This window comes from Staphylococcus sp. GDX8P54P, assembly GCF_017893165.1.
GTDB classification, from domain to species: Bacteria; Bacillota; Bacilli; order Staphylococcales; family Staphylococcaceae; genus Staphylococcus; species Staphylococcus borealis.
Map to the genome: position 1 here is coordinate 50,834 of NZ_JAESMM010000005.1, position 18,817 is coordinate 69,650.

The 18,817-nt window shown below is 32.7% G+C and carries 21 protein-coding genes; 14 read left to right on the forward strand and 7 right to left on the reverse strand.

The genetic code is table 11. The features are described from left to right. Positions 1-8: 8 nt before the first annotated feature. Positions 9-1,013, forward strand: a complete 1,005-nt coding sequence (locus KA909_RS01310) for an inorganic phosphate transporter (protein WP_053030648.1) — start codon at positions 9-11, stop codon at positions 1,011-1,013. A gap of 468 nt (positions 1,014-1,481) precedes the next feature. Here KA909_RS01310 and KA909_RS01315 read toward each other — a convergent pair whose 3' ends face one another. Continuing rightward, on the reverse strand, positions 1,482-2,300 hold the full coding sequence (locus KA909_RS01315) for a LysM peptidoglycan-binding domain-containing protein (RefSeq protein ID WP_075108283.1): 819 nt from the start codon (positions 2,298-2,300) through the stop codon (positions 1,482-1,484). Between the two features lie 498 nt (positions 2,301-2,798). Between KA909_RS01315 and KA909_RS01320 the strand changes: the two genes are divergently transcribed. The 5 genes from KA909_RS01320 (at position 2,799) to KA909_RS01340 (ending at position 7,799) form a co-directional block, all read left to right on the forward strand. Beyond that, entirely contained in the window at positions 2,799-3,458 is a 660-nt protein-coding gene (locus KA909_RS01320) for a Bax inhibitor-1/YccA family protein (RefSeq protein WP_193839661.1), read from the forward strand. A gap of 324 nt (positions 3,459-3,782) precedes the next feature. Beyond that, a complete protein-coding gene (locus tag KA909_RS01325; RefSeq protein ID WP_210129885.1) occupies positions 3,783-5,939 on the forward strand; it encodes a helix-turn-helix transcriptional regulator in 2,157 nt (718 codons plus the stop codon). Positions 5,940-6,080: 141 nt separating this feature from the next. After that, positions 6,081-6,440 carry a transcriptional regulator, SarA/Rot family gene (locus tag KA909_RS01330; protein ID WP_193839916.1) on the forward strand — a complete coding sequence of 120 codons (360 nt, stop codon included), beginning with the start codon at positions 6,081-6,083 and terminating at the stop codon, positions 6,438-6,440. Positions 6,441-6,591: 151 nt separating this feature from the next. Next, positions 6,592-7,308 carry a YebC/PmpR family DNA-binding transcriptional regulator gene (locus tag KA909_RS01335; protein WP_210129886.1) on the forward strand — a complete coding sequence of 239 codons (717 nt, stop codon included), beginning with the start codon at positions 6,592-6,594 and terminating at the stop codon, positions 7,306-7,308. Then, positions 7,308-7,799, forward strand: coding sequence for a cupin domain-containing protein (locus KA909_RS01340; RefSeq protein WP_075108280.1), 492 nt, complete (start codon positions 7,308-7,310; stop codon positions 7,797-7,799). Before KA909_RS01335 ends, KA909_RS01340 begins: the two co-directional genes overlap by 1 nt. A gap of 55 nt (positions 7,800-7,854) precedes the next feature. Here the strand turns inward: KA909_RS01340 and KA909_RS01345 are convergent, their stop codons facing one another. After that, the gene (locus tag KA909_RS01345) at positions 7,855-8,958 is read right to left on the reverse strand and encodes a 5-methyltetrahydropteroyltriglutamate--homocysteine S-methyltransferase (protein WP_075108279.1); all 1,104 of its coding nucleotides are present in this window, start codon (positions 8,956-8,958) and stop codon (positions 7,855-7,857) included. A 222-nt stretch (positions 8,959-9,180) separates the two neighbouring features. Here KA909_RS01345 and KA909_RS01350 point away from each other — a divergent pair, with 222 nt between their 5' ends. The 4 genes from KA909_RS01350 to KA909_RS01365 all read left to right on the forward strand — a co-directional run bounded on the left by KA909_RS01350 (position 9,181) and on the right by KA909_RS01365 (position 12,546). Continuing rightward, entirely contained in the window at positions 9,181-9,798 is a 618-nt protein-coding gene (locus KA909_RS01350) for a ribonuclease FAU-1 family protein (RefSeq protein ID WP_070854493.1), read from the forward strand. A 137-nt stretch (positions 9,799-9,935) separates the two neighbouring features. Then, positions 9,936-10,790 carry a LysR family transcriptional regulator gene (locus KA909_RS01355; RefSeq protein ID WP_075108278.1) on the forward strand — a complete coding sequence of 285 codons (855 nt, stop codon included), beginning with the start codon at positions 9,936-9,938 and terminating at the stop codon, positions 10,788-10,790. Between the two features lie 46 nt (positions 10,791-10,836). After that, on the forward strand, positions 10,837-12,054 hold the full coding sequence (locus KA909_RS01360) for an MFS transporter (RefSeq protein WP_210129887.1): 1,218 nt from the start codon (positions 10,837-10,839) through the stop codon (positions 12,052-12,054). Between the two features lie 3 nt (positions 12,055-12,057). Continuing rightward, a complete protein-coding gene (locus tag KA909_RS01365; RefSeq protein ID WP_070854491.1) occupies positions 12,058-12,546 on the forward strand; it encodes a DUF456 domain-containing protein in 489 nt (162 codons plus the stop codon). Between the two features lie 156 nt (positions 12,547-12,702). Here the strand turns inward: KA909_RS01365 and KA909_RS01370 are convergent, their stop codons facing one another. Further along, positions 12,703-13,392, reverse strand: a complete 690-nt coding sequence (locus tag KA909_RS01370) for a DUF1129 family protein (protein ID WP_053029998.1) — start codon at positions 13,390-13,392, stop codon at positions 12,703-12,705. Between the two features lie 125 nt (positions 13,393-13,517). Here KA909_RS01370 and KA909_RS01375 point away from each other — a divergent pair, with 125 nt between their 5' ends. From KA909_RS01375 to KA909_RS01390, 4 genes are all read left to right on the forward strand, one after another. Then, a complete protein-coding gene (locus tag KA909_RS01375; RefSeq protein ID WP_193839659.1) occupies positions 13,518-13,967 on the forward strand; it encodes a GNAT family N-acetyltransferase in 450 nt (149 codons plus the stop codon). A gap of 64 nt (positions 13,968-14,031) precedes the next feature. After that, complete coding sequence (locus tag KA909_RS01380; RefSeq protein WP_193839658.1) at positions 14,032-14,523, forward strand: SA0632 family lipoprotein; 492 nt, start codon at positions 14,032-14,034, stop codon at positions 14,521-14,523. Positions 14,524-14,714: 191 nt separating this feature from the next. Next, the gene (locus KA909_RS01385) at positions 14,715-15,011 is read left to right on the forward strand and encodes a hypothetical protein (protein WP_053029995.1); all 297 of its coding nucleotides are present in this window, start codon (positions 14,715-14,717) and stop codon (positions 15,009-15,011) included. Between the two features lie 102 nt (positions 15,012-15,113). Further along, positions 15,114-15,659, forward strand: a complete 546-nt coding sequence (locus KA909_RS01390; RefSeq protein ID WP_053029994.1) for a GNAT family N-acetyltransferase — start codon at positions 15,114-15,116, stop codon at positions 15,657-15,659. A gap of 90 nt (positions 15,660-15,749) precedes the next feature. Here the strand turns inward: KA909_RS01390 and KA909_RS01395 are convergent, their stop codons facing one another. The 4 genes from KA909_RS01395 to KA909_RS01410 all read right to left on the reverse strand — a co-directional run bounded on the left by KA909_RS01395 (position 15,750) and on the right by KA909_RS01410 (position 18,538). After that, positions 15,750-16,316, reverse strand: coding sequence for an LOG family protein (locus tag KA909_RS01395; protein WP_053029993.1), 567 nt, complete (start codon positions 16,314-16,316; stop codon positions 15,750-15,752). Further along, positions 16,316-16,774, reverse strand: a complete 459-nt coding sequence (locus KA909_RS01400; protein WP_193839656.1) for a YaiI/YqxD family protein — start codon at positions 16,772-16,774, stop codon at positions 16,316-16,318. The genes KA909_RS01395 and KA909_RS01400 overlap by 1 nt, the downstream gene beginning before the upstream one ends. Positions 16,775-16,780: 6 nt before the next feature. Beyond that, positions 16,781-17,455, reverse strand: coding sequence for a hypothetical protein (locus KA909_RS01405; RefSeq protein WP_053029991.1), 675 nt, complete (start codon positions 17,453-17,455; stop codon positions 16,781-16,783). 213 nt (positions 17,456-17,668) lie between these two features. After that, entirely contained in the window at positions 17,669-18,538 is an 870-nt protein-coding gene (locus KA909_RS01410) for an undecaprenyl-diphosphate phosphatase (protein WP_053029990.1), read from the reverse strand. Between the last annotated feature and the right edge of the window lie 279 nt (positions 18,539-18,817).

Consider the following 18,817-nt stretch of genomic DNA (forward strand, 5'->3'; position numbering starts at 1 on the left):
TTTAATTTATGGAATATGTATTAATTATCACTATAGCTATCGTAATATTTTCTTTAATCTTTGACTTTATCAATGGCTTCCATGATACAGCCAATGCGATTGCTACAGCAGTATCAACACGTGCCTTAACGCCTAGAACTGCTATCTTTTTAGCGGCAATTATGAACTTTGTTGGTGCGCTAACCTTCACTGGTGTTGCCGGTACAATAACGAAAGATATTGTTGATCCATTTAAATTACAAAATGGGTTAGTCGTTGTATTAGCCGCAATATTAGCAGCAATTATTTGGAACTTATTAACATGGTATTATGGTATACCAAGTTCATCATCTCATGCGTTGATAGGTTCAATCGCAGGTGCAGCGATTGCAGCACAAGGATTTGGTGTACTTCATTATCAAGGTTTCACTAAAATTATTATTGTTTTAATCATTTCACCAATTATTGCATTTTGTGTCGGATTCATTATGTACACGATTGTTAAAATTGTCTTTAAAAATGCTAACCTTACTAGAGCGAATCGTAATTTCCGATTCTTCCAAGTATTTACTGCAGCATTACAATCGTTCTCACACGGTACGAATGATGCACAAAAATCAATGGGTATCATTACATTAGCTTTAATTGTAGCCAATATTCAAGATCCATCGAATGTTGAACCAGCTTTATGGGTAAAAGTTGCCTGTGCAACTGCAATGGGTCTAGGTACTGCCATTGGTGGATGGAAGATTATTAAAACTGTAGGTGGAAACATTATGAAAATCCGCCCAGCTAACGGTGCTGCAGCTGACTTATCATCAGCATTAACAATATTTGTAGCATCATCATTACACTTCCCATTATCTACAACACACGTTGTATCATCATCAATTCTTGGTGTTGGTGCTTCTAACAGAGCTAAAGGTGTTAAATGGAACACTGCACAACGTATGATTATTACATGGGTTATTACATTACCAATCTCAGCTATTTTAGCTGCTTTGATTTTCTTAGTTATGAACATTTTCTTATAATTAAATAATTAAGTGTTGGGGAGTGGGACAGAATACTTATTAAATTCGTCGTCTCACCCTTTTCAAACTGCCTATAGAGTCTTTGACTTTGTAGGCAGTTTTTTTATGTACGTCCTGAGATAGGGAGGGGGATTTGGTTATAAAGACATTCTTTAAAGTATTGCTTAACTGAATGTTCATTTTAAAGTGTCTTACTTATATGCTAAATCATTTAGATGAATTAAGTTAGTAATGACAATCTAAGCATGTAGCTATTTTGATAGGATATCAAACCTAAATAACAGTTATAGGTAGTCAAATCAAATTAATACAGTGGTGTGCTGTTGCCATGTATTTTTATAGAACACAAAAGGAGTGAAACAGAATTTTAAAACGCTGTTCCACTCCTAGCTTACTTAGCTTGTAGAATTACTTGATGAAGTTCTCTTTGATAGGGTGACCATCCACAAGATAGCATTATTATATTATTTAGTGAATGAAATTGTAGCTTGAAACTACAGATGCAGGAATTGTTCTTGTATTTGTGTTATATGGACCATTAGCATAATTCATTTCTGAAATTAAGATGCTACCATCTGCATTAACACGTTCAACATAAGCCACATGTCCATAGTAGCCTGTAGTTGATTGCATAATTGAACCAACAGTTGCATTATGATCTACTGTATAACCATCTGCTGCTGCGTTGCCTGCCCAATATTTAGCATCTGACCAATAAGTACTAATTGGTTTACCAGCTTGCGCACGACGGTCGAATACATACCATGTACATTGACCAGCAGTATATAAGTTTTGGTGATTGAATGATGGGCTAGCATAACCACCACTTCCGCCACCGTTATTCGTTGTATTCGGATTTGTTTCAGTAGGTGTATTTGCTGAACCATTTGGTATTTTTAATTGTTGATTTGGTGTTATTAAATAACCTGATAAGTTATTGGCCTTCATTAATGCATTGACCGATACACCATTCTTACTAGCAATTGCATATAAAGAATCGCCAGATTTTACTGTGTAATATGATGAAGAAGTTGTTGCGTTTGAACTGGCATTATTAGCGCTATTACTGCTGCCCCCAATAGTAATAACTTGGCCAGGGAAAATCATATTGTTAGAAAGGTTGTTACTCTTCTTAATACTATCTACAGATGTATTATATTTACTAGCGATGCTCCATAGCGACTCGCCGGATTTTACAGTATGTTGTGTTGATGCTTCAGCATTATGGTTTGATAATACTGCAACTGCTCCGGTTGCGACAGAAGCTGCGACTGCTAACTTTTTCAACTAAATGTCCTCCTTGAGAAAATTCATTATATTTTTAATTAATTTATTCCTAAACTATTCATTACCTTATATATATTCATTCACATATATCACGTATTCATACTATCAAAAATGTGACACACTGTGGGCTTTGTTATTATCTTGTAACATTGTTAATATTTGTCATTGATTGTGTAAAACCGTCCAATCCGTTGATATGATAGGATTCAGCTAACATTTGCTCATTGATTTCATTTTTAAAATTAAGTAAATTGTAATATTTTGATGAGATGTTAGAACAACTAATTTAAGTAAATTTAGCTCAAAATGGCTTAACAACAGGCTTTAAGGTTGTATTAAACTTAATTGTAACGTATATTTTTTGTACTTAAATTAATGATTATTAGTAATGTAATTGTAGAAAACATATCAATCGTAAATGATTTATTTTTGAAAAGTAATTAGAATGCGATACAATCGAATTGAAAAAGGGATAGTTAATAAGGAGAGATTTAAAATATGTCTCAGACGTACAATAATGCACAACATGTGAATCGGAAGCATCAAGAGAAAGATCAATCACATGCTTATGGTAAAGTATGGCTCTATTTTATGTATTATTGGATTATATTTGGAATTGGATGTTACTTTGGACAGTATTTACCTATGGAATGGAGACGTCCTTTATCCATAGCACTATTTGTATTAATATTAGCAACATTATTTATTCAACGGGCACGTAAATATGGATTGATCATTTCGCATATTTACGCCATACTTGTGGGTCTTTTATCATACGCCACGTTTACAACTTATATGCAAAATTTAGGGCCAGAGGTCTTTTATAAAAATGTCCTATTGGCAATTGGAGCGTTCATTGTTTTCGGTATTTTGGGCTATTTTATAATCAATGATGCCTCAAGTATTGGTAAATATTTATTTGTCGCATTAATTGCGTTAATTATTGCTGGATTAATTGGTATGTTCATCAATAATCCGATATATCATACAGTTATCACAGTGGTAGGTTTAATATTATTCTTACTGTATACCTTGTATGATTTCAATCGTATGAAACGAGGGAATTTCTCACCGAGGGAAATGGGTTTTAATCTATTTATCAATTTATTAAATATTATAAAAGATGTATTAAGACTTGCAAATCGCTTTAAAAATTAAATAAAAACACATATAATGAGAAACTATACATTTGAGATGTCTTCGTATTGTATTTAATGATTTTAATTTGTTTAGTAATTGTATGATTGGTCGCATTACTAAATACATGATTGAATTATTGAGCAATAACGAGGCATCTTTTTTATCAAATTCATAATTTAAATAAATAATAAAAAGTAATTAATTTATAAAAAAATGTATTTTTGATTTGTTTATCATGTTGTGATAAATTTACATTTAATCACTGTGATAGTGCTAAGATACCAAAAGAAGAAATAGTACAACATTTAGAAAGACGATCATGAATAAGAAAGAGGTTAATCAATGGCTAATACCTATGTTCATATATTGACTAAACATGAATACAAAATGACACGTTGCCAAGACGGTATTATTCTGTTGTTTCCAATTGAAGGTCAACTTAAACTTCAGCACTTTACTAAAACTGTTAGCGTCGAAAATGATATTTACGTCATCAATAACACAGATATCTTTTCAATTATAGAAAATAAAAAAACGTTGATGCTATACATCGCTAGTGACTGGTTTAGAGATCGAGGTTTTGAATTTTTTAATTATAAATATTCGACTAATTTAGTAAAATCAACCAGCGCAATCAAACGTTTGTTACTACATATAGCACTAAACGCTTTAAATGTTGACGCCATTTCTGATGATACGACACACATCACTTCTATTGTCGATATTATTGGGAAAGAAGGGGCAATTGAAAAGATGATTGCTAATCATCAATATAACTTTTCTTATTACGGAGAGTTAAGCGATGTACTAGAATATATTAATCAAAATATTAATAAGAAAATAACATTAACTGGTATTGCATCACAATTATTTACTTCTAAATCCAATCTTTCAGCACAATTTAACCAATTGTTAAATATGGGCTTTAAAACCTATGTCGATACTTTGAAAATTGCAAATTCATTTGAATGGTTGTTAACTACGGAAAATACAATCAGTCTCATAAGTGAAAAAGTAGGTTTTAGTAATGCCTCAAGTTATTCAAAATCCTTTAAAAATCATGTCGGCATGACGCCTAATGAATACCGATACTGTGATAAATTCGACAAAACAATTTACATGGATTATGAAACATTGAATGATACTAGTTTGAAGGATATACGACATTTGATTAAAACGAAGCAACAATATTATAACCAACATGATGAACATAAAATTTATGCAGATTCAACGGTTGGTTCGGTTGTCAATCCATATTATTTAGTCATTCAAGTTAATACGATTGAAGAAATCAGGTTACTTTTTCTTCAAGATTTTGCACGACCAATGTATTTTGGCAAAACAACATTGAAGTTTTACCTTAATGTAGATATGCGTGATATTAAAGATCAAATGACTAAGAATGAGAGACAACGTTTATTTGAATATATTATTCGTAATGGGTTAAATGTGGTCTTTAGATTAGAAGATTTAGGGTTAACAGATTTTTTAGAGTCAAATTATGAGGATGTAGCAGACTACTTCAGAGCACATCAACTGCCTACGACTGGTAATCATAAATTAGAGCTTGTATTTGATTTAGAGGAGTTAAATTTAAAATCTATCTATCGCGTCATTTTAAAGATACAGCATAAGACCCAACAATTTTCATTCGGTTTAGAAATAAGTAAATTGTTAAATGACCCAGTCTTGTTTAAAGCGCTAGAATCACAAATCAAACGTATTAATTTTAAATTTTTATATATTGATAATGCGCAACTGAAAATGCCATATCTAATTGAACAAAATGAACACTTATTGGTAAAAAATATAGTACGTTATCAAAATATCCGACAAATTCTAAAGCAAATTGATTTAGAGAATCAGAAGATAATATTTTTAAATTTTGAAAATCATAAATTTTTAAATAGTAAATATAATGATTTGAATAATAGCGCACCTTTATTAATAGAAACATTTGTAAGAACAGCTTCTTACTTTAATGGCATTGGCTTCGATTTCAAGCATCATAATAGACAATTTAATGCACTGCACATATTTGACGAAAATGGATTTAAATCTATTTTAGGCACAATAGTGGATCAGTTGCTTGAAATTAGTACGAAACCTAAATTGTTTAATGAAAACTACATCTTAATTGATGATGAAGCGCACTATACGATTTTCATCTATGATTGGCGCGTGTTAGAGAATGAATCCTTGCAAGTCAATTATGACCAAACAGACGTGTTTATTGATTTTAACGATAACGCGTTAAAGGATACGTATTTAGTCAAAATTCAGCTCATTGATGACTACAACGGCAATATTAATCATCTTATTTCAAAGCATATTAGGAATAAATATAAATGGTCGAAACGTTTTTTAAGAAAAATGGATTATCACATTCATCCTACGTTAAAACTCGTAGAACACAATTTCAAAAAAGAACCACTTCAAATTAACCTCAATTACAATGCTTTATATGTCGTTAAGATTTTAAAAAGAGTCACGAAATAATAAATAATGTTTTGTACAACTATATTTAACTTTGTTAGTAAATTAGACAAAAATTTCTAAACAAAGTTATAGGACATACTTACAAATATAAAGGATAATAGTAATTAAGTTGTCTGCTTATATTTGGAGGTGCAAGAAGCATTGAATAATGACAAATTAAATAAATTGCTAGAATTCTATAAACAGTATAAAGCATTGTCAGAGTATATAGATAAACAATATAAGTTGACATTAAATGATTTAGCTTTACTAAAACTTGCTCATGAACATATTGCTAATGATCAAATGTTAATGCAAAAGTTTTTAAAAATAGCAATTAGTGAGTTGGAGTTGAGTAGAACCAAATTGTTAGTATCAATTCGACGACTTATAGAAAAGGAAAGATTAAGTAAGGTTCGATCCACTGAAGATGAAAGAAAAATTTTTATCTACATGGATGAAAAAAATATTAAAAATTTCGATGCTTTATTCAATGATGTTGAAGAATTTTTAGATATTTAATTTAATATGTTAAACAAAGAGTGCTGACAAAGTCGTTTTTGTCAGTATTTTTTCTTTTAATTTGATTCATCATAAAATGGATTCCATTTTAGACAATGCTTTGTTAATGCTATATAATAAGGATTATTGAGTATGAAAGCGAGATGACATTATGGGACGTAAATGGAACAATATTAAAGAAAAAAAGGCCCAAAAAGATAAAAATACAAGTAGAATATATGCAAAATTTGGTAAAGAAATTTATGTAGCAGCTAAATCTGGTGAGCCAGATCCTGAATCTAACCAAGTGTTGAGATTAGTACTTGAGAGAGCTAAGACTTATTCAGTACCAAATCATATTATCGATAGAGCTATAGACAAAGCTAAAGGTGCTGGGGATGAAAATTTCGACCACTTACGTTATGAAGGGTTCGGACCAAGTGGTTCAATGCTTATCGTAGACGCCTTAACAAATAATGTAAACCGTACGGCTTCAGATGTTAGAGCAGCTTTCGGCAAAAATGGCGGTAATATGGGCGTATCAGGTTCAGTCGCTTATATGTTTGATCATACTGCGACATTCGGAATTGAAGGTAAGTCAGCAGATGACGTTTTAGAGGCATTAATGGAACAAGATGTCGATGTTAGAGATGTTATTGAAGATGGAGATCTTACAATTGTCTATGCGGAACCGGACCAATTTGCTCAAGTTCAAGATGCGTTACGTGAAACAGGCGTAGAAGATTTTAAAGTTGCTGAATTTGAAATGTTACCACAAACTGATATTGAATTATCGGAAGATGACCAAGCAACATTTGAGAAATTAATTGATGCACTCGAAGATCTTGAAGATGTTCAAAATGTCTTCCACAATGTGGACTTAAAATAATGAAAAAACACGCAGATGATTGGATTAAACAACTTAATCTTACGCCTCATCCAGAAGGTGGTTATTTCAAGGAAACCATTCGAGAATCAACGGATGAAACACAACGTGCGCCTTTTAGTAGTATTTATTTCTTACTGAAGACAGGTGATATTTCTCATTTTCATCGTATCGACGCAGATGAAGTATGGTACTACCATGCAGGTGAATCATTAACGATTCATATGATTACACCTGATGGCGACTATGAAAGTGTTCAATTAGGACCTGCAATTGAAGAAGGACAAGTACTTCAGTATAAGGTGCCTAAAGATACGATTTTTGCTTCAAGTTTAATAGACAGAGAAGGATACAGTTTGGTAGGTTGTATGTGTCAACCAGCATTTGAATTTAATCACTTTGAATTGTTTACACAAGAGACGTTAATGCATTTATATCCTCAACATAAGAAGTTGATTCAACAGTATGCCTTATTAGATATAAATAAATCATAAAAAGACACAAAGTTAGGTGCCACCTAGCTTTGTGTCTTTTAAATTTAATAAGTCGTTAATTAGCGCTACCTAATAATTCATTTGCTAATTCAACAACGTAGGCTAATTTAGCCCATTGTTCTTCTTCTGTGAGTTGATTTCCCTCTTCAGTAGAGGCAAACCCGCATTGTGGACTCAAACAAATATGTTCCAAATCAACATATTGTTGTGCTTCTTCAATGCGTTGTTTAATCAAGTCTTTGTCTTCGAGTTTAGGTGTTTTCGATGTGATTAAACCAAGGACCGCATATGCATCTTTATTAAAATAACGTAAAGGCTCAAAGTCGCCAGAACGATCATCGTCATATTCTAAGAAAAAGCCATCCAAATGTTCTTTGAATAAATAAGGCGCAATGGCTTCGTAACCACCTGAAATCGCCCACGTTGATTGATAATTTCCTCGACAAATATGTGTAGTTAAAATCAAATCATCCGGAAGTCCTTGTACTGCCTGATTGATTACTTTATATGCCAATTCGCGAGCTTGTACTTTTTCTTCATCCGTGCGTTGACGTCCACGTACTTTTTGACTTCCCTCAGTTAAACCGGCCCAATATACATCATCAATTTGTATGTATCTTGCACCTAAATCGTAAAAATGTTGCAATGATTGACGATAAGCTTCAGCAATATCATGAGCAAAATCTTCAATGTTTGGATAAATGTCTTCGTTTAATATGTTAGGGTGAAATAATTGATTTGGACTTGGGATAGAAACTTTTGCAGTTGCGCGACCATCAACTTTATCATATAAGAATTTAAAATGGTCAAAGTGAGGATGGTTAGGATTATACTTCACTTTATCAACGATTCTCACATTATGTGCACGTGTCTCAATGCCTTCAAATTCTAAACCGTGGTCAGGTGTATAACCTTCCACACCGTCAATATGCTCTAAGAAATCAAAGTGCCACCAACTTCTTCGGAATTCGCCATCAGTGATGCTATGTAACCCAATTTCTAATTGTTTCTCAATAATGCGCTCGATTTCTTCATCTTCTACTTGTTTTAGGTCATTGGCTGAAATTGTATTATTTTGATATTGTGCACGTGCTTCTTTTAAACGCTTTGGACGTAATAAACTTCCTACGTGATCTGCTTTAAATGGTCTATTGGTCATTAACCATTCCCCCTTTATCATTTTATTTAGAATTTTCAGATAATATAATTTTAAATTTATCAAATACGAGTATTTTTGTCAATTTTCCCTAAAAAATGAATAGATGTAGTAAAATAAAATTGAAAAAATTTATGGGTTTATGTGTGTAATGCAAATAAAAACGACCAAAGATGACATTAATAGGTTAGTTTAATATAATAATGACAAGGAGTTGGTGGCTTTATGAAAATAAAATATATAGATAAACGTCACTGGCGTCGCCTATTAGAACGTGATTATATAGAAGTTAAGGTAAATAATAATAGATTTAAGGGTATTATTGGCTTGGTCACGATGAAGAAGGTTCGTGAACCTTTAGAGGTGACGGTAGTAGGCCAGAATATAATTGTTGCTAATGACAATTATCAATGGTTGCAGATTTTGCCGGAGAAGAAACGTTATAGTATTACTGCAATGTTTGATGATAAAGGAAATCCATTGGAGTATTACTTCGATATTAATATTAAAAATATTACACAAAAGGGCAATGCTAGAACACTTGATTTATTCTTAGATGTGCTCGTATTGCCGTCTACTGGAGAATATGAACTCGTTGATGAGAATGACTTGGAACTAGCATTAAAAAATGAACAAATCACTAAAAAACAATATCATGAAGCCTATATGATTGCGCATCAATTGATGATTGAAATCAATGAGAATTTCGACGATTTAAATAACCGAATCATGTATTGTTATAACAAGATGGTTGGTAAATTGAAGAAACCAAATTACAATAAAACCTATAAAAAACATATTCAGCATCATAAGCCACATTTAAATAAAGGGGAACGATATTAACACAAATCCTTTTATATTAGGAGCGAAACGAAACAATAAGTCAATGCAAGGCATGTGTTTTAACATTTTTCGTTTCGGTCTTAAATTTTGTGTTGCTCATAGCCAAGTTCATGAATAAACATTAGTAGGGGGAAGCTATGAAAATAGAAGACTATCGATTATTAATTACACTCGATGAAACTAAGACGTTACGTAAAGCAGCAGAGATACTATACATTTCTCAACCAGCTGTAACACAACGTCTTAAAGCTATTGAACACTCATTTGGTGTGGATATATTTATTCGTACAAAGAAACAATTAATCACTACCACTGAAGGTGCTATGATTATTGAACACGCGCGTGATATGTTGAAACGCGAACGCTTATTTTTCGATAAAATGCAAGCGCATATTGGAGAAGTGAATGGCACAATTTCGATTGGGTGTTCATCTTTAATTGGTCAAACGTTATTACCTGAAGTGTTGAGTTTATACAATTCACAATTTCCGAACGTTGAAATTCAAGTGCAAGTTGGCTCTACAGAACAAATCAAAGCCAATCATAGAGATTATCACGTAATGATTACGAGAGGTAATAAAGTCATGAATTTGACCAATACACATCTCTTTGACGACGATCATTATTTCATCTACCCGAAAGAAAGAAGAAATGACGTTTCTAAGTTGCCTTTCATAGAATTTCAAGCGGATCCTATCTATATTAATCAAATTAAAGAATGGTATAATGAAAATCTTGGTCAAGATTATCATGCAACGATAACAGTGGATCAAGTTGCAACATGTAAAGAAATGTTAGTAAGTGGCGTAGGCGTAACGATTCTCCCAGAAATCATGATGAGAAATATCGACAAAAATATGTTCGAATTTGAAAAGGTGAATATCGATAATCAACCGCTTATTCGCTCAACATTTATGAGTTATGACAGTAGCATGTTACAGTTGCCACAAGTTGAGTCATTTGTCACTTTGATGATTAATTTTATTCGCTAATCATTAGAATGATGTGTTATATCAAAGAAGAATAGGGGTAGTAAAAATGTTTGCAGCATTGTTGCATATAAAGAACTACAAATTATTCGTTGTGAATATGATGCTATTAGGTATGGGTATCGCCATTACCGTGCCTTACTTTGTGCTATTTGCGACGAAAGAACTAGGAATGACAACCAATCAATTCGGTATTTTGCTTGCCTTAGCAGCGGTGAGTCAATTTACTGTAAATTCTATTGTCGCTCGCTTTTCTGATACACATAGTATAAATAGAAAGGTACTCATCATTAGTGCGTTAATGATGGGGGCGATTAGTTTCTCAATATATTTTTATATTCATCATATTTGGTTGTTTATTATTGTGTACGCTATTTTTCAAGGGTTATTTGCCCCAGCAATGCCGCAGTTATATGCATCTGCACGTGAATCAATTAATGTTTCTTCCTCAAGAAATAACGCTAAATTTGCAAATACAGTTTTACGTTCAATGTTTTCTTTTGGTTTCTTGTTTGGACCATTAATTGGTGCATATTTAATTCAATTTATGGGATATGCTGGCCTTTTTGGTGGCATCGTCTTTATATTATTATTCACACTTGTTTTACAAATTTTCTTTTATAAGGATTTAAATTTATCCGCTAAAGAGCAAGTTGGTGGTACAGCTAATATTGAAAAGACTGCTCCCAATATGCTTAAGGATAAAACACTTTTTGTACCATTCATTGCATTTATTTTATTACATATAGGGCAATGGATGTACACAATGAATATGCCATTATTTGTAACGGATTATCTTAAAGAGCAAGAGGGTTATGTAGGAACGTTAGCCAGTTTGTGTGCAGGTTTGGAAGTTCCTTTTATGGTGATATTAGGAATGTTATCAGCTAAACTGGCTACACGTACATTGTTAATTATTGGTGCCATTAGTGGTGGTGCCTTCTACTTTAGTATTGGTGTGTTTGAAAATATCTATGCCATGATGGTTGGACAAATCTTCTTAGCACTATTTCTAGCTATATTGCTTGGTTTAGGTATTAGCTATTTCCAAGATATTCTACCTGATTTCCCGGGTTATGCATCAACATTATTTGCGAATGCAATGGTCATTGGACAATTACTCGGAAATTTATTGGGTGGGGCAATGAGTCATTGGGTTGGCTTGGAGAATGTCTTCTTCGTGTCAGCATCATCTATCTTTATAGGAATGATATTAATCTTCTTTACGAAAGATCAAAAAATATACGGAAGCGGATGTGACAGTTAAATAATGGAAGTTGTTTTATGGATTTTAATACTATTATCATTTGTTTTAGCTTTTGTAGGTCTAATTAAGCCAATTATTCCATCAGTACTTGTACTATGGGTAGGCTTCTTAATTTATCAATTTGGATTTCCTCAAGAAGGGCTATCATGGATATTTTATGTTGCCATGATTTTATTTACTGTATTTATCTTAGTATCAGACTTTTTAATGAATAAATACTTTGTAAATCGATTTGGTGGTTCTAAATTAGGGGAATATGCTGCGTTAATAGGTGTAATCGTAGGGTGCTTTGTTTTTCCACCATTCGGTATTATTATCATACCGTTTATTGCAGTACTTATTGTAGAGTTAATTCAAGACTTTGATTTTGGAAAAGCCCTTAAAGCAAGTGTTGGATCAGTAATCGCATTTTTAGCGAGTTCAGTTGCACAAGCATTCATTATGCTAATTATGATTATCTGGTTCTTTATAGATGTGTTTTTAGTTGGATAATGATCAATAAAAAGAGGTTAAGTCATTCATATCAAATGAGCAATTCGTTGCCAATCAGTATAATGGAAACGTAAATGCATAACTTTGATAAAAATGCTTAACCTTTTTTGATAGCTCATGCGCTACTTAGTAAATGTTAAGTAATGATGCTAAAAATTATAAACTCGTATTAGAATCTTTATTCACGAAATGATGTTGTATATAAAAAGCAATCGGTGTAATGATGGCAGAGATAATAATAAATGACCAATTACTAATCAGAACATATGGACCAAAAGCTAAAAATGATTGTGGAATAAAAAAGACATAAAATAAAGCGACTAATAATAGTGCTATAATACAGTAATTTAATAGCCATACCCAGTGCGAGTTGTTGAAACTTTGTAGTTGGACAGTCTTAAATATGACTAATATAAACATAAAAATAATAAATAACCCTGCAACAACAGTAATAGGGAATGTATATAAGTAAACTTCATTATTATCGCCACCAATAAAAAAGCCAATAAACCCTTTGAAGAAACAAAAAATACCAATTAAAAAAATAAAATTCCGAAATATATACTTAAATATATTTTGAAATGTTTCATTAGGTAAAGATTTAATTTCTTTTTTAGCGTGTGCTTTAGGATTATGCTCGAAAAACTCTAATGCGAGTGTGCCTTCATTCTCAGCTTCTAATAATCTTTTTAATATGCGACTTAGCATTACCTCGCTATCATGCGGATTGACACTCAAGTCAGCACGAACGTATGTCATATAATTCTCAAAGATTTCTCTATCTGTATTATTTAGTCGCAATGATTTTACATTATTTTCACGTGCTAATTTCGCAGTGGATTTCATTGACTAAACTCCTTAACGTTTAAAATTAATTTATTTTTCAAAATAATAGACTATTATATGTTAAATATGGATAATCATACCATAGATAAATATAGAATATAATGTTTATAACAAAGGAAGTTATTATGCGGAAACTAACTGTTGAAGATATTGACTGGATTGAAACAATAGCTAAGATACAAGAACATCATATTGAAAGGCGAGAATTACATTACAATGCAACTCAACTATCGATTGCCTTGCGTCAAGATATGATTGTTCAACGATTAAAGCATAGTGATGATATGATTCTAGTTGAATTGCGTGAAAACACAAACCACGTCATCGCATTTATTTGGGGACATTTTGAAGCGGTGCATGAAAAAGTAATAACAGAGATGCTTTATACAGATCCACATTTTCGAGGGATGGGATACGCTAAGCGTTTAAAAGCTGCACTCGAACGCTGGGCGATTGAAAAGCAAGCTAAATCTATTGAAGGCACAATCGATGCCAAGAATGTCGCAATGATTGAACTTAATAAAGCCAAAGCTTATGAGATAAGTCATGTAAAAATGCGTAAAGACCTTAGGTAAAAAATGAATAGGTTCTAAATTCATGTTAAAATAAGATTACTCATTCGTTATAAAGGAGAAAAGCATGAAGAAATGGTTAATACTCTTACTGTCAGCAACACTAATGTTGTCTGCATGTGGTAAGAGTGATGAAAGAACATCGTTAGAAAAAGATGTGAAGCAACTACAAAAAGAAAATGATGATTTGAAAAAGCAAAAGAAAGATTTAGAACAACAAAAAGAGAAACTCAATGATCAACGTGAAAAACTTCAAAAAGAAGTGGATGAATCAGTAGCGTCAGAATCTGCTAAGGACGACTCAGATAGTGATGACAAAGATAGTAGTGATCCAACGTCAACGGAATCATCAGGCAGTCATACAGATAAGCAGACTAAGAATGAAAGTACATCACAAAGTAGTGCATCAAGTAATGAATCAAGTACTTCTGAAACGCGTCATAGCAATGACGCACAATCAACTAAGAATGCCAAACACAATCAATCAAATAGCCAAGCGCATCCTTCTAGCGAGCAAAGTAACACTCAAAATACATCATCAAGTAACAGCCATTCATAATGGCCATTTTTAAATAATAGAAGCCATCTGGCTCGCGTTATGGCAAGTTTGATATGTATGTATGAAGGGTAAAATAGATTTAAATCAATTTTGAATTCACATTTTATCTTTTTAGATGTATTTAGTGGACAAAAATGGACGACATCATAAAATGATTAAATATAAACTTTATAATATTGGAGAGATGACATATGCATGAACAAGATTTTCATATTTTAGAAGGTCGCGACATAACATTACCTGAATTAGGACGTGAAATTGAAAATATTACTGGACGTACTATCGTTGATTCTACTGGAGAAATCAAACGTGTTATCGCACATTTACCTAACTTTGAATCTGATACAGATACATTTGTAGCTACATTTAAACTTAATCATCGTAATGATTTTGTCGATGCAACTTTTGTTGCGCCTAAAGATCAACGCGATCGTTTAAAAGAAATTCCAGTACACATTGAACTCGTTAGTTACATATCTCGAGGATAAAGAGTTAATCAATCAAATTTAAAGATGGATAAAGTGTGCTATGGTTAATGCGCCATATCGCACTTTTTTAATCATGTATTTCTTTAAAGTGGGGTGTTGAAAATGGCTACATATATAGAAACGGAAAGACTAAAATTACGAGATTGGAAGCAAGAAGATTTATTGCCATTTCAGAAAATGAATGCCAATCCTCAAGTGCGACGCTATTTCCCAAGTCTGTTAAGTTATCGACGTTCTGAATTAGATATGAAAAAAATGGATGATATTATTAAAGAAAATGGTATTGGCTTATTTGCCGTTGAACTTAAAGAAACTGGAGAGTGGCTTGGTTTTATTGGGGTGAATTATATCCCTCAAGACAGTTCATATCCGTTCGAGGAGTTGCCATTATATGAAATTGGATGGCGTCTGATTCCAGAAGTATGGGGGAATGGGCTTGCTACAGAAGGTGCAACAGCTGTATTAGCATTTGCTAAAGAAAAGGGGATTGAATCGATTTACAGTTTTACTGCAGAAAATAATCTACCATCTAGAAAAGTGATGGAAAAGATTGGTATGACATTATATGACCATTTTGAATTACCAGAACTAAGTAAATATCACATGTTGAAACGACAAGTACGCTATTATAAACAGTTATCAATTTAAACGTGAAAGCGACATGATATTGGAAAAGTATATTTCGTGATAAGTCATCACTAAATGAAATATAAAAGTCCAAAGCATGTCGCTTTATCATTAATCGTATGTACGTGTGCCTAACGGTTTAAAGTTAAGTAACCCGTTTATTAAATCTTCTTTAGTATTGTATAAAGGAGCTAAGTTTTTATATTTTTCATCAATAAAACCTTCTTTGATCATACTATCAATAAGTTGTTGAAGCGGTTCAAAGAATCCATTTAGATTGTAGACGCCGATTGGTTTTTCATGAATGCCAATTTGTGCCCAGCTATATGTCTCGAAAAATTCTTCGAGCGACCCAGCGCCACCTGGTGCCATCACAAATGCATCTGCAAGTTCGGCCATTTTCTGTTTGCGCTCATGCATTGAGTCGACAAGAATCAGTTCGCTAACATTTTGGCTCGTGATCTCTTTTTCATCTAACATCTTTGGCATTACACCAATAGCATGACCGCCATGATCTAAAACACCATCTTGAATCGCACCCATAATACCTATAGAACCGGCACCGAAGACTAATTCGTACCCCTGTTCAGCCATATATTTTCCAAGTTCGTATGCTTCTTTAACATAAATAGGGTCTTTCCCTTTACTAGCACCACAATATACTGCAATTCGCTTCATTATACATCCTCCTTAAGTTGCTTGATAATAGTATGAAATGCTCGCTCAAATTGTTTTCTATCTTCCTTTGAAAAGGGTGGAGGTCCTTTATGACGACCACCTTGCTTTCTTATTTGTGCATTATTATAACGTTGTTGCAATAACAAATCTATATTACTGGAATGATAAATATGACCTTTATGATGCATGACAATTTTAACTTTAGAAAGTAACAAACCGGCCAATCCATAATCTTGAGTAATTACAATGTCTTCTGACGAAGCTAATTTCACAATTTTATAATCAACAGCATCTGGACCATCATCGACATAGAGTGTTTCAACATGATTTGGAAGTACTTTATTTGAGAAGTGACTAAAGCTACGCAAAATGATAACAAAAATGCCTGTCCCAGCAGTTAATTCAATTACAGAATCAACGACTGGACAAGCATCTCCATCAATGATTACCCGTGTCATAAAACATTACGCCTTATTATTCTCTTCGTTTTTATTTTGTGAAACAATACTATCAGCTTCATGACCGTCCAATTTTTTCATTTCTTTGATGCGCGCTTTTTCTTCTTGTTTTTGTAATTTTTCTTCTTCTTTATGACGTTTATCAATGTTTTTTTGAAGTTTTTTATCTAGTTTATTAACGTCTTTTTTGTTCTCTTTTTCGAGTTTTTCGCCTTTTTTCTCAGTCTCATCATCAAGTTTACCAGGCGTTAAACCAACTTTTTCTTGATATTTTTGAGTCTTTTTCATATCTTTCACACGTTGTTTTTCATTCTTTTCACGTGCTTTTTCTTCTTCTTTATGGCGTTGCTCTATATTTTTTTGAAGCTTTTTGTTCATTTTATCAGCTTCTTTATAATTTTTCTTAGCTAATTTTTCGCCTTTTTTCTGAATGTATTCAGGATCGTTTTCTTTAGCAATTTTTTTCAATTCTCTCTTGTTGTCGAATTCTTGTTTCTTGTCTCCTAAATAGTCTTTTGCATCTGATGCTTTATTCGCAATAGCGTGACCAGCATTAGACGTTGCGTTTGTTGCTTTTTGCACCTCAGGGTGAGATTTAATACGTTTACGTTCTACAATTAGTGGCACAATAATGATTGGTAAAACATTAATTGCCGTTTTAATGAGTTTCTTTTTGTCCATACACGTTGCCTCCATTAGATTTACTATTTATCTTCATTACCCTATGATACATGATACTAAACGAAGGAACTAGCTAGAACACTCATAATATCTTGAATAAACAATAGACGTGAACATTAAATTGTCTTTCAGTGCAAAAAATGAGAGCAGGACAGAAATTAAAATAAATTCGTTGTCCCGCTCTCGTTCAATGGTATTAACCATAATTTAATTTTAAATGCCTTTGCCAATGCCAAAACCGAAGTACAGAATAGCAATAATGATTACTAATACAATACGATAAATTGCAAATGGTACTAACTTAACTTTATTAATTAAGTGTAAGAACGTTTTAATTGCAATTAAGCCGACAACAAAGGCAGCTAAGAACCCAATTAAGTAAAATGGGATATGTGAAAGTTCGATATATTGATAGTTTTTAAATAGTGATAACGCACTAGCAGCTAGCATAATAGGTACAGCCATAATGAATGTAAAGTCAGAAGCAGACTTATGATCTAACTTCATTAAGACACCTGTTGAAATAGTAGATCCAGATCTACTGAAACCAGGCCACATTGCGACTGCCTGAGAGATACCAATTACAAACGCTTGAACATAATTAATCTGGTCAACAGATTGAGGATTTGTCACTTTCTTGCTATATTTGTCTGCAATGATCATATAAATTGCACCTAGGAATAAACCAATCATTACAGTAGGAACGCTAAACAAATGTTCTTCAATAAAATCATCAAATAAGACGCCTAAAATACCAGCCGGAATCATACCTACTAAGACGTGTAGTAAGTTTAAGCGACGTGGCTTAGAACGAAATTCTTCATTAATTGACGTTTTTCTGTATTTGCCAATATGTAACATTTCGAAATAACGCTCACGGAAGACCCATGCTGCAGCAAAAACAGAACCTAATTGAATTACAACCTTGAAGGTGAAAGCTGATTCAGAACCTAAAAATTCAGTCGATTTTAGCCACATGTCGTCTACTAAAATCATGTGACCCGTAGATGAAACTGGCGCAAATTCAGTTAATCCTTCGACGATACCTAGGATAAGGCCCTTGATAAACTCGATAATAATCATAAGTAACCTCTTTCTTTTATTAGAAATTTAAAATATTGTTGTCTTTAAATATATTGTTGTCAAAATTCACTTTACTATAATATCATAATGCATTAAATCTATGCTAATAATATTAAGGCAACTACTTAAGCCTTATGTATAAATGTTAGTGATGCTTTGAGCAGACTTTTATTTAAAAAGTGGAAAAGTGTTTAACGACCTACAATATATTTTTATACCTTTTCCAATGTACTAGTATAACAGCGCATTTCACAACAGTCTTAAGTATGAAATGGTTAC

Coding starts and splice junctions, on each gene's coding strand:
- KA909_RS01310 (WP_053030648.1), top strand. CDS start 9: ATGGAATATGTATTAATTATCACTATAGCTATCGTAATATTTTCTTTA.
- KA909_RS01325 (WP_210129885.1), top strand. CDS start 3,783: ATGGCTAATACCTATGTTCATATATTGACTAAACATGAATACAAAATG.
- KA909_RS01355 (WP_075108278.1), top strand. CDS start 9,936: ATGAAAATAGAAGACTATCGATTATTAATTACACTCGATGAAACTAAG.
- KA909_RS01345 (WP_075108279.1), bottom strand. CDS start 8,958: ATGACCAATAGACCATTTAAAGCAGATCACGTAGGAAGTTTATTACGT.
- KA909_RS01380 (WP_193839658.1), top strand. CDS start 14,032: ATGAAGAAATGGTTAATACTCTTACTGTCAGCAACACTAATGTTGTCT.
- KA909_RS01410 (WP_053029990.1), bottom strand. CDS start 18,538: ATGATTATTATCGAGTTTATCAAGGGCCTTATCCTAGGTATCGTCGAA.
- KA909_RS01375 (WP_193839659.1), top strand. CDS start 13,518: ATGCGGAAACTAACTGTTGAAGATATTGACTGGATTGAAACAATAGCT.
- KA909_RS01360 (WP_210129887.1), top strand. CDS start 10,837: ATGTTTGCAGCATTGTTGCATATAAAGAACTACAAATTATTCGTTGTG.
- KA909_RS01335 (WP_210129886.1), top strand. CDS start 6,592: ATGGGACGTAAATGGAACAATATTAAAGAAAAAAAGGCCCAAAAAGAT.
- KA909_RS01365 (WP_070854491.1), top strand. CDS start 12,058: ATGGAAGTTGTTTTATGGATTTTAATACTATTATCATTTGTTTTAGCT.
- KA909_RS01400 (WP_193839656.1), bottom strand. CDS start 16,774: ATGACACGGGTAATCATTGATGGAGATGCTTGTCCAGTCGTTGATTCT.
- KA909_RS01320 (WP_193839661.1), top strand. CDS start 2,799: ATGTCTCAGACGTACAATAATGCACAACATGTGAATCGGAAGCATCAA.
- KA909_RS01340 (WP_075108280.1), top strand. CDS start 7,308: ATGAAAAAACACGCAGATGATTGGATTAAACAACTTAATCTTACGCCT.
- KA909_RS01395 (WP_053029993.1), bottom strand. CDS start 16,316: ATGAAGCGAATTGCAGTATATTGTGGTGCTAGTAAAGGGAAAGACCCT.
- KA909_RS01385 (WP_053029995.1), top strand. CDS start 14,715: ATGCATGAACAAGATTTTCATATTTTAGAAGGTCGCGACATAACATTA.
- KA909_RS01370 (WP_053029998.1), bottom strand. CDS start 13,392: ATGAAATCCACTGCGAAATTAGCACGTGAAAATAATGTAAAATCATTG.
- KA909_RS01350 (WP_070854493.1), top strand. CDS start 9,181: ATGAAAATAAAATATATAGATAAACGTCACTGGCGTCGCCTATTAGAA.
- KA909_RS01390 (WP_053029994.1), top strand. CDS start 15,114: ATGGCTACATATATAGAAACGGAAAGACTAAAATTACGAGATTGGAAG.
- KA909_RS01405 (WP_053029991.1), bottom strand. CDS start 17,455: ATGGACAAAAAGAAACTCATTAAAACGGCAATTAATGTTTTACCAATC.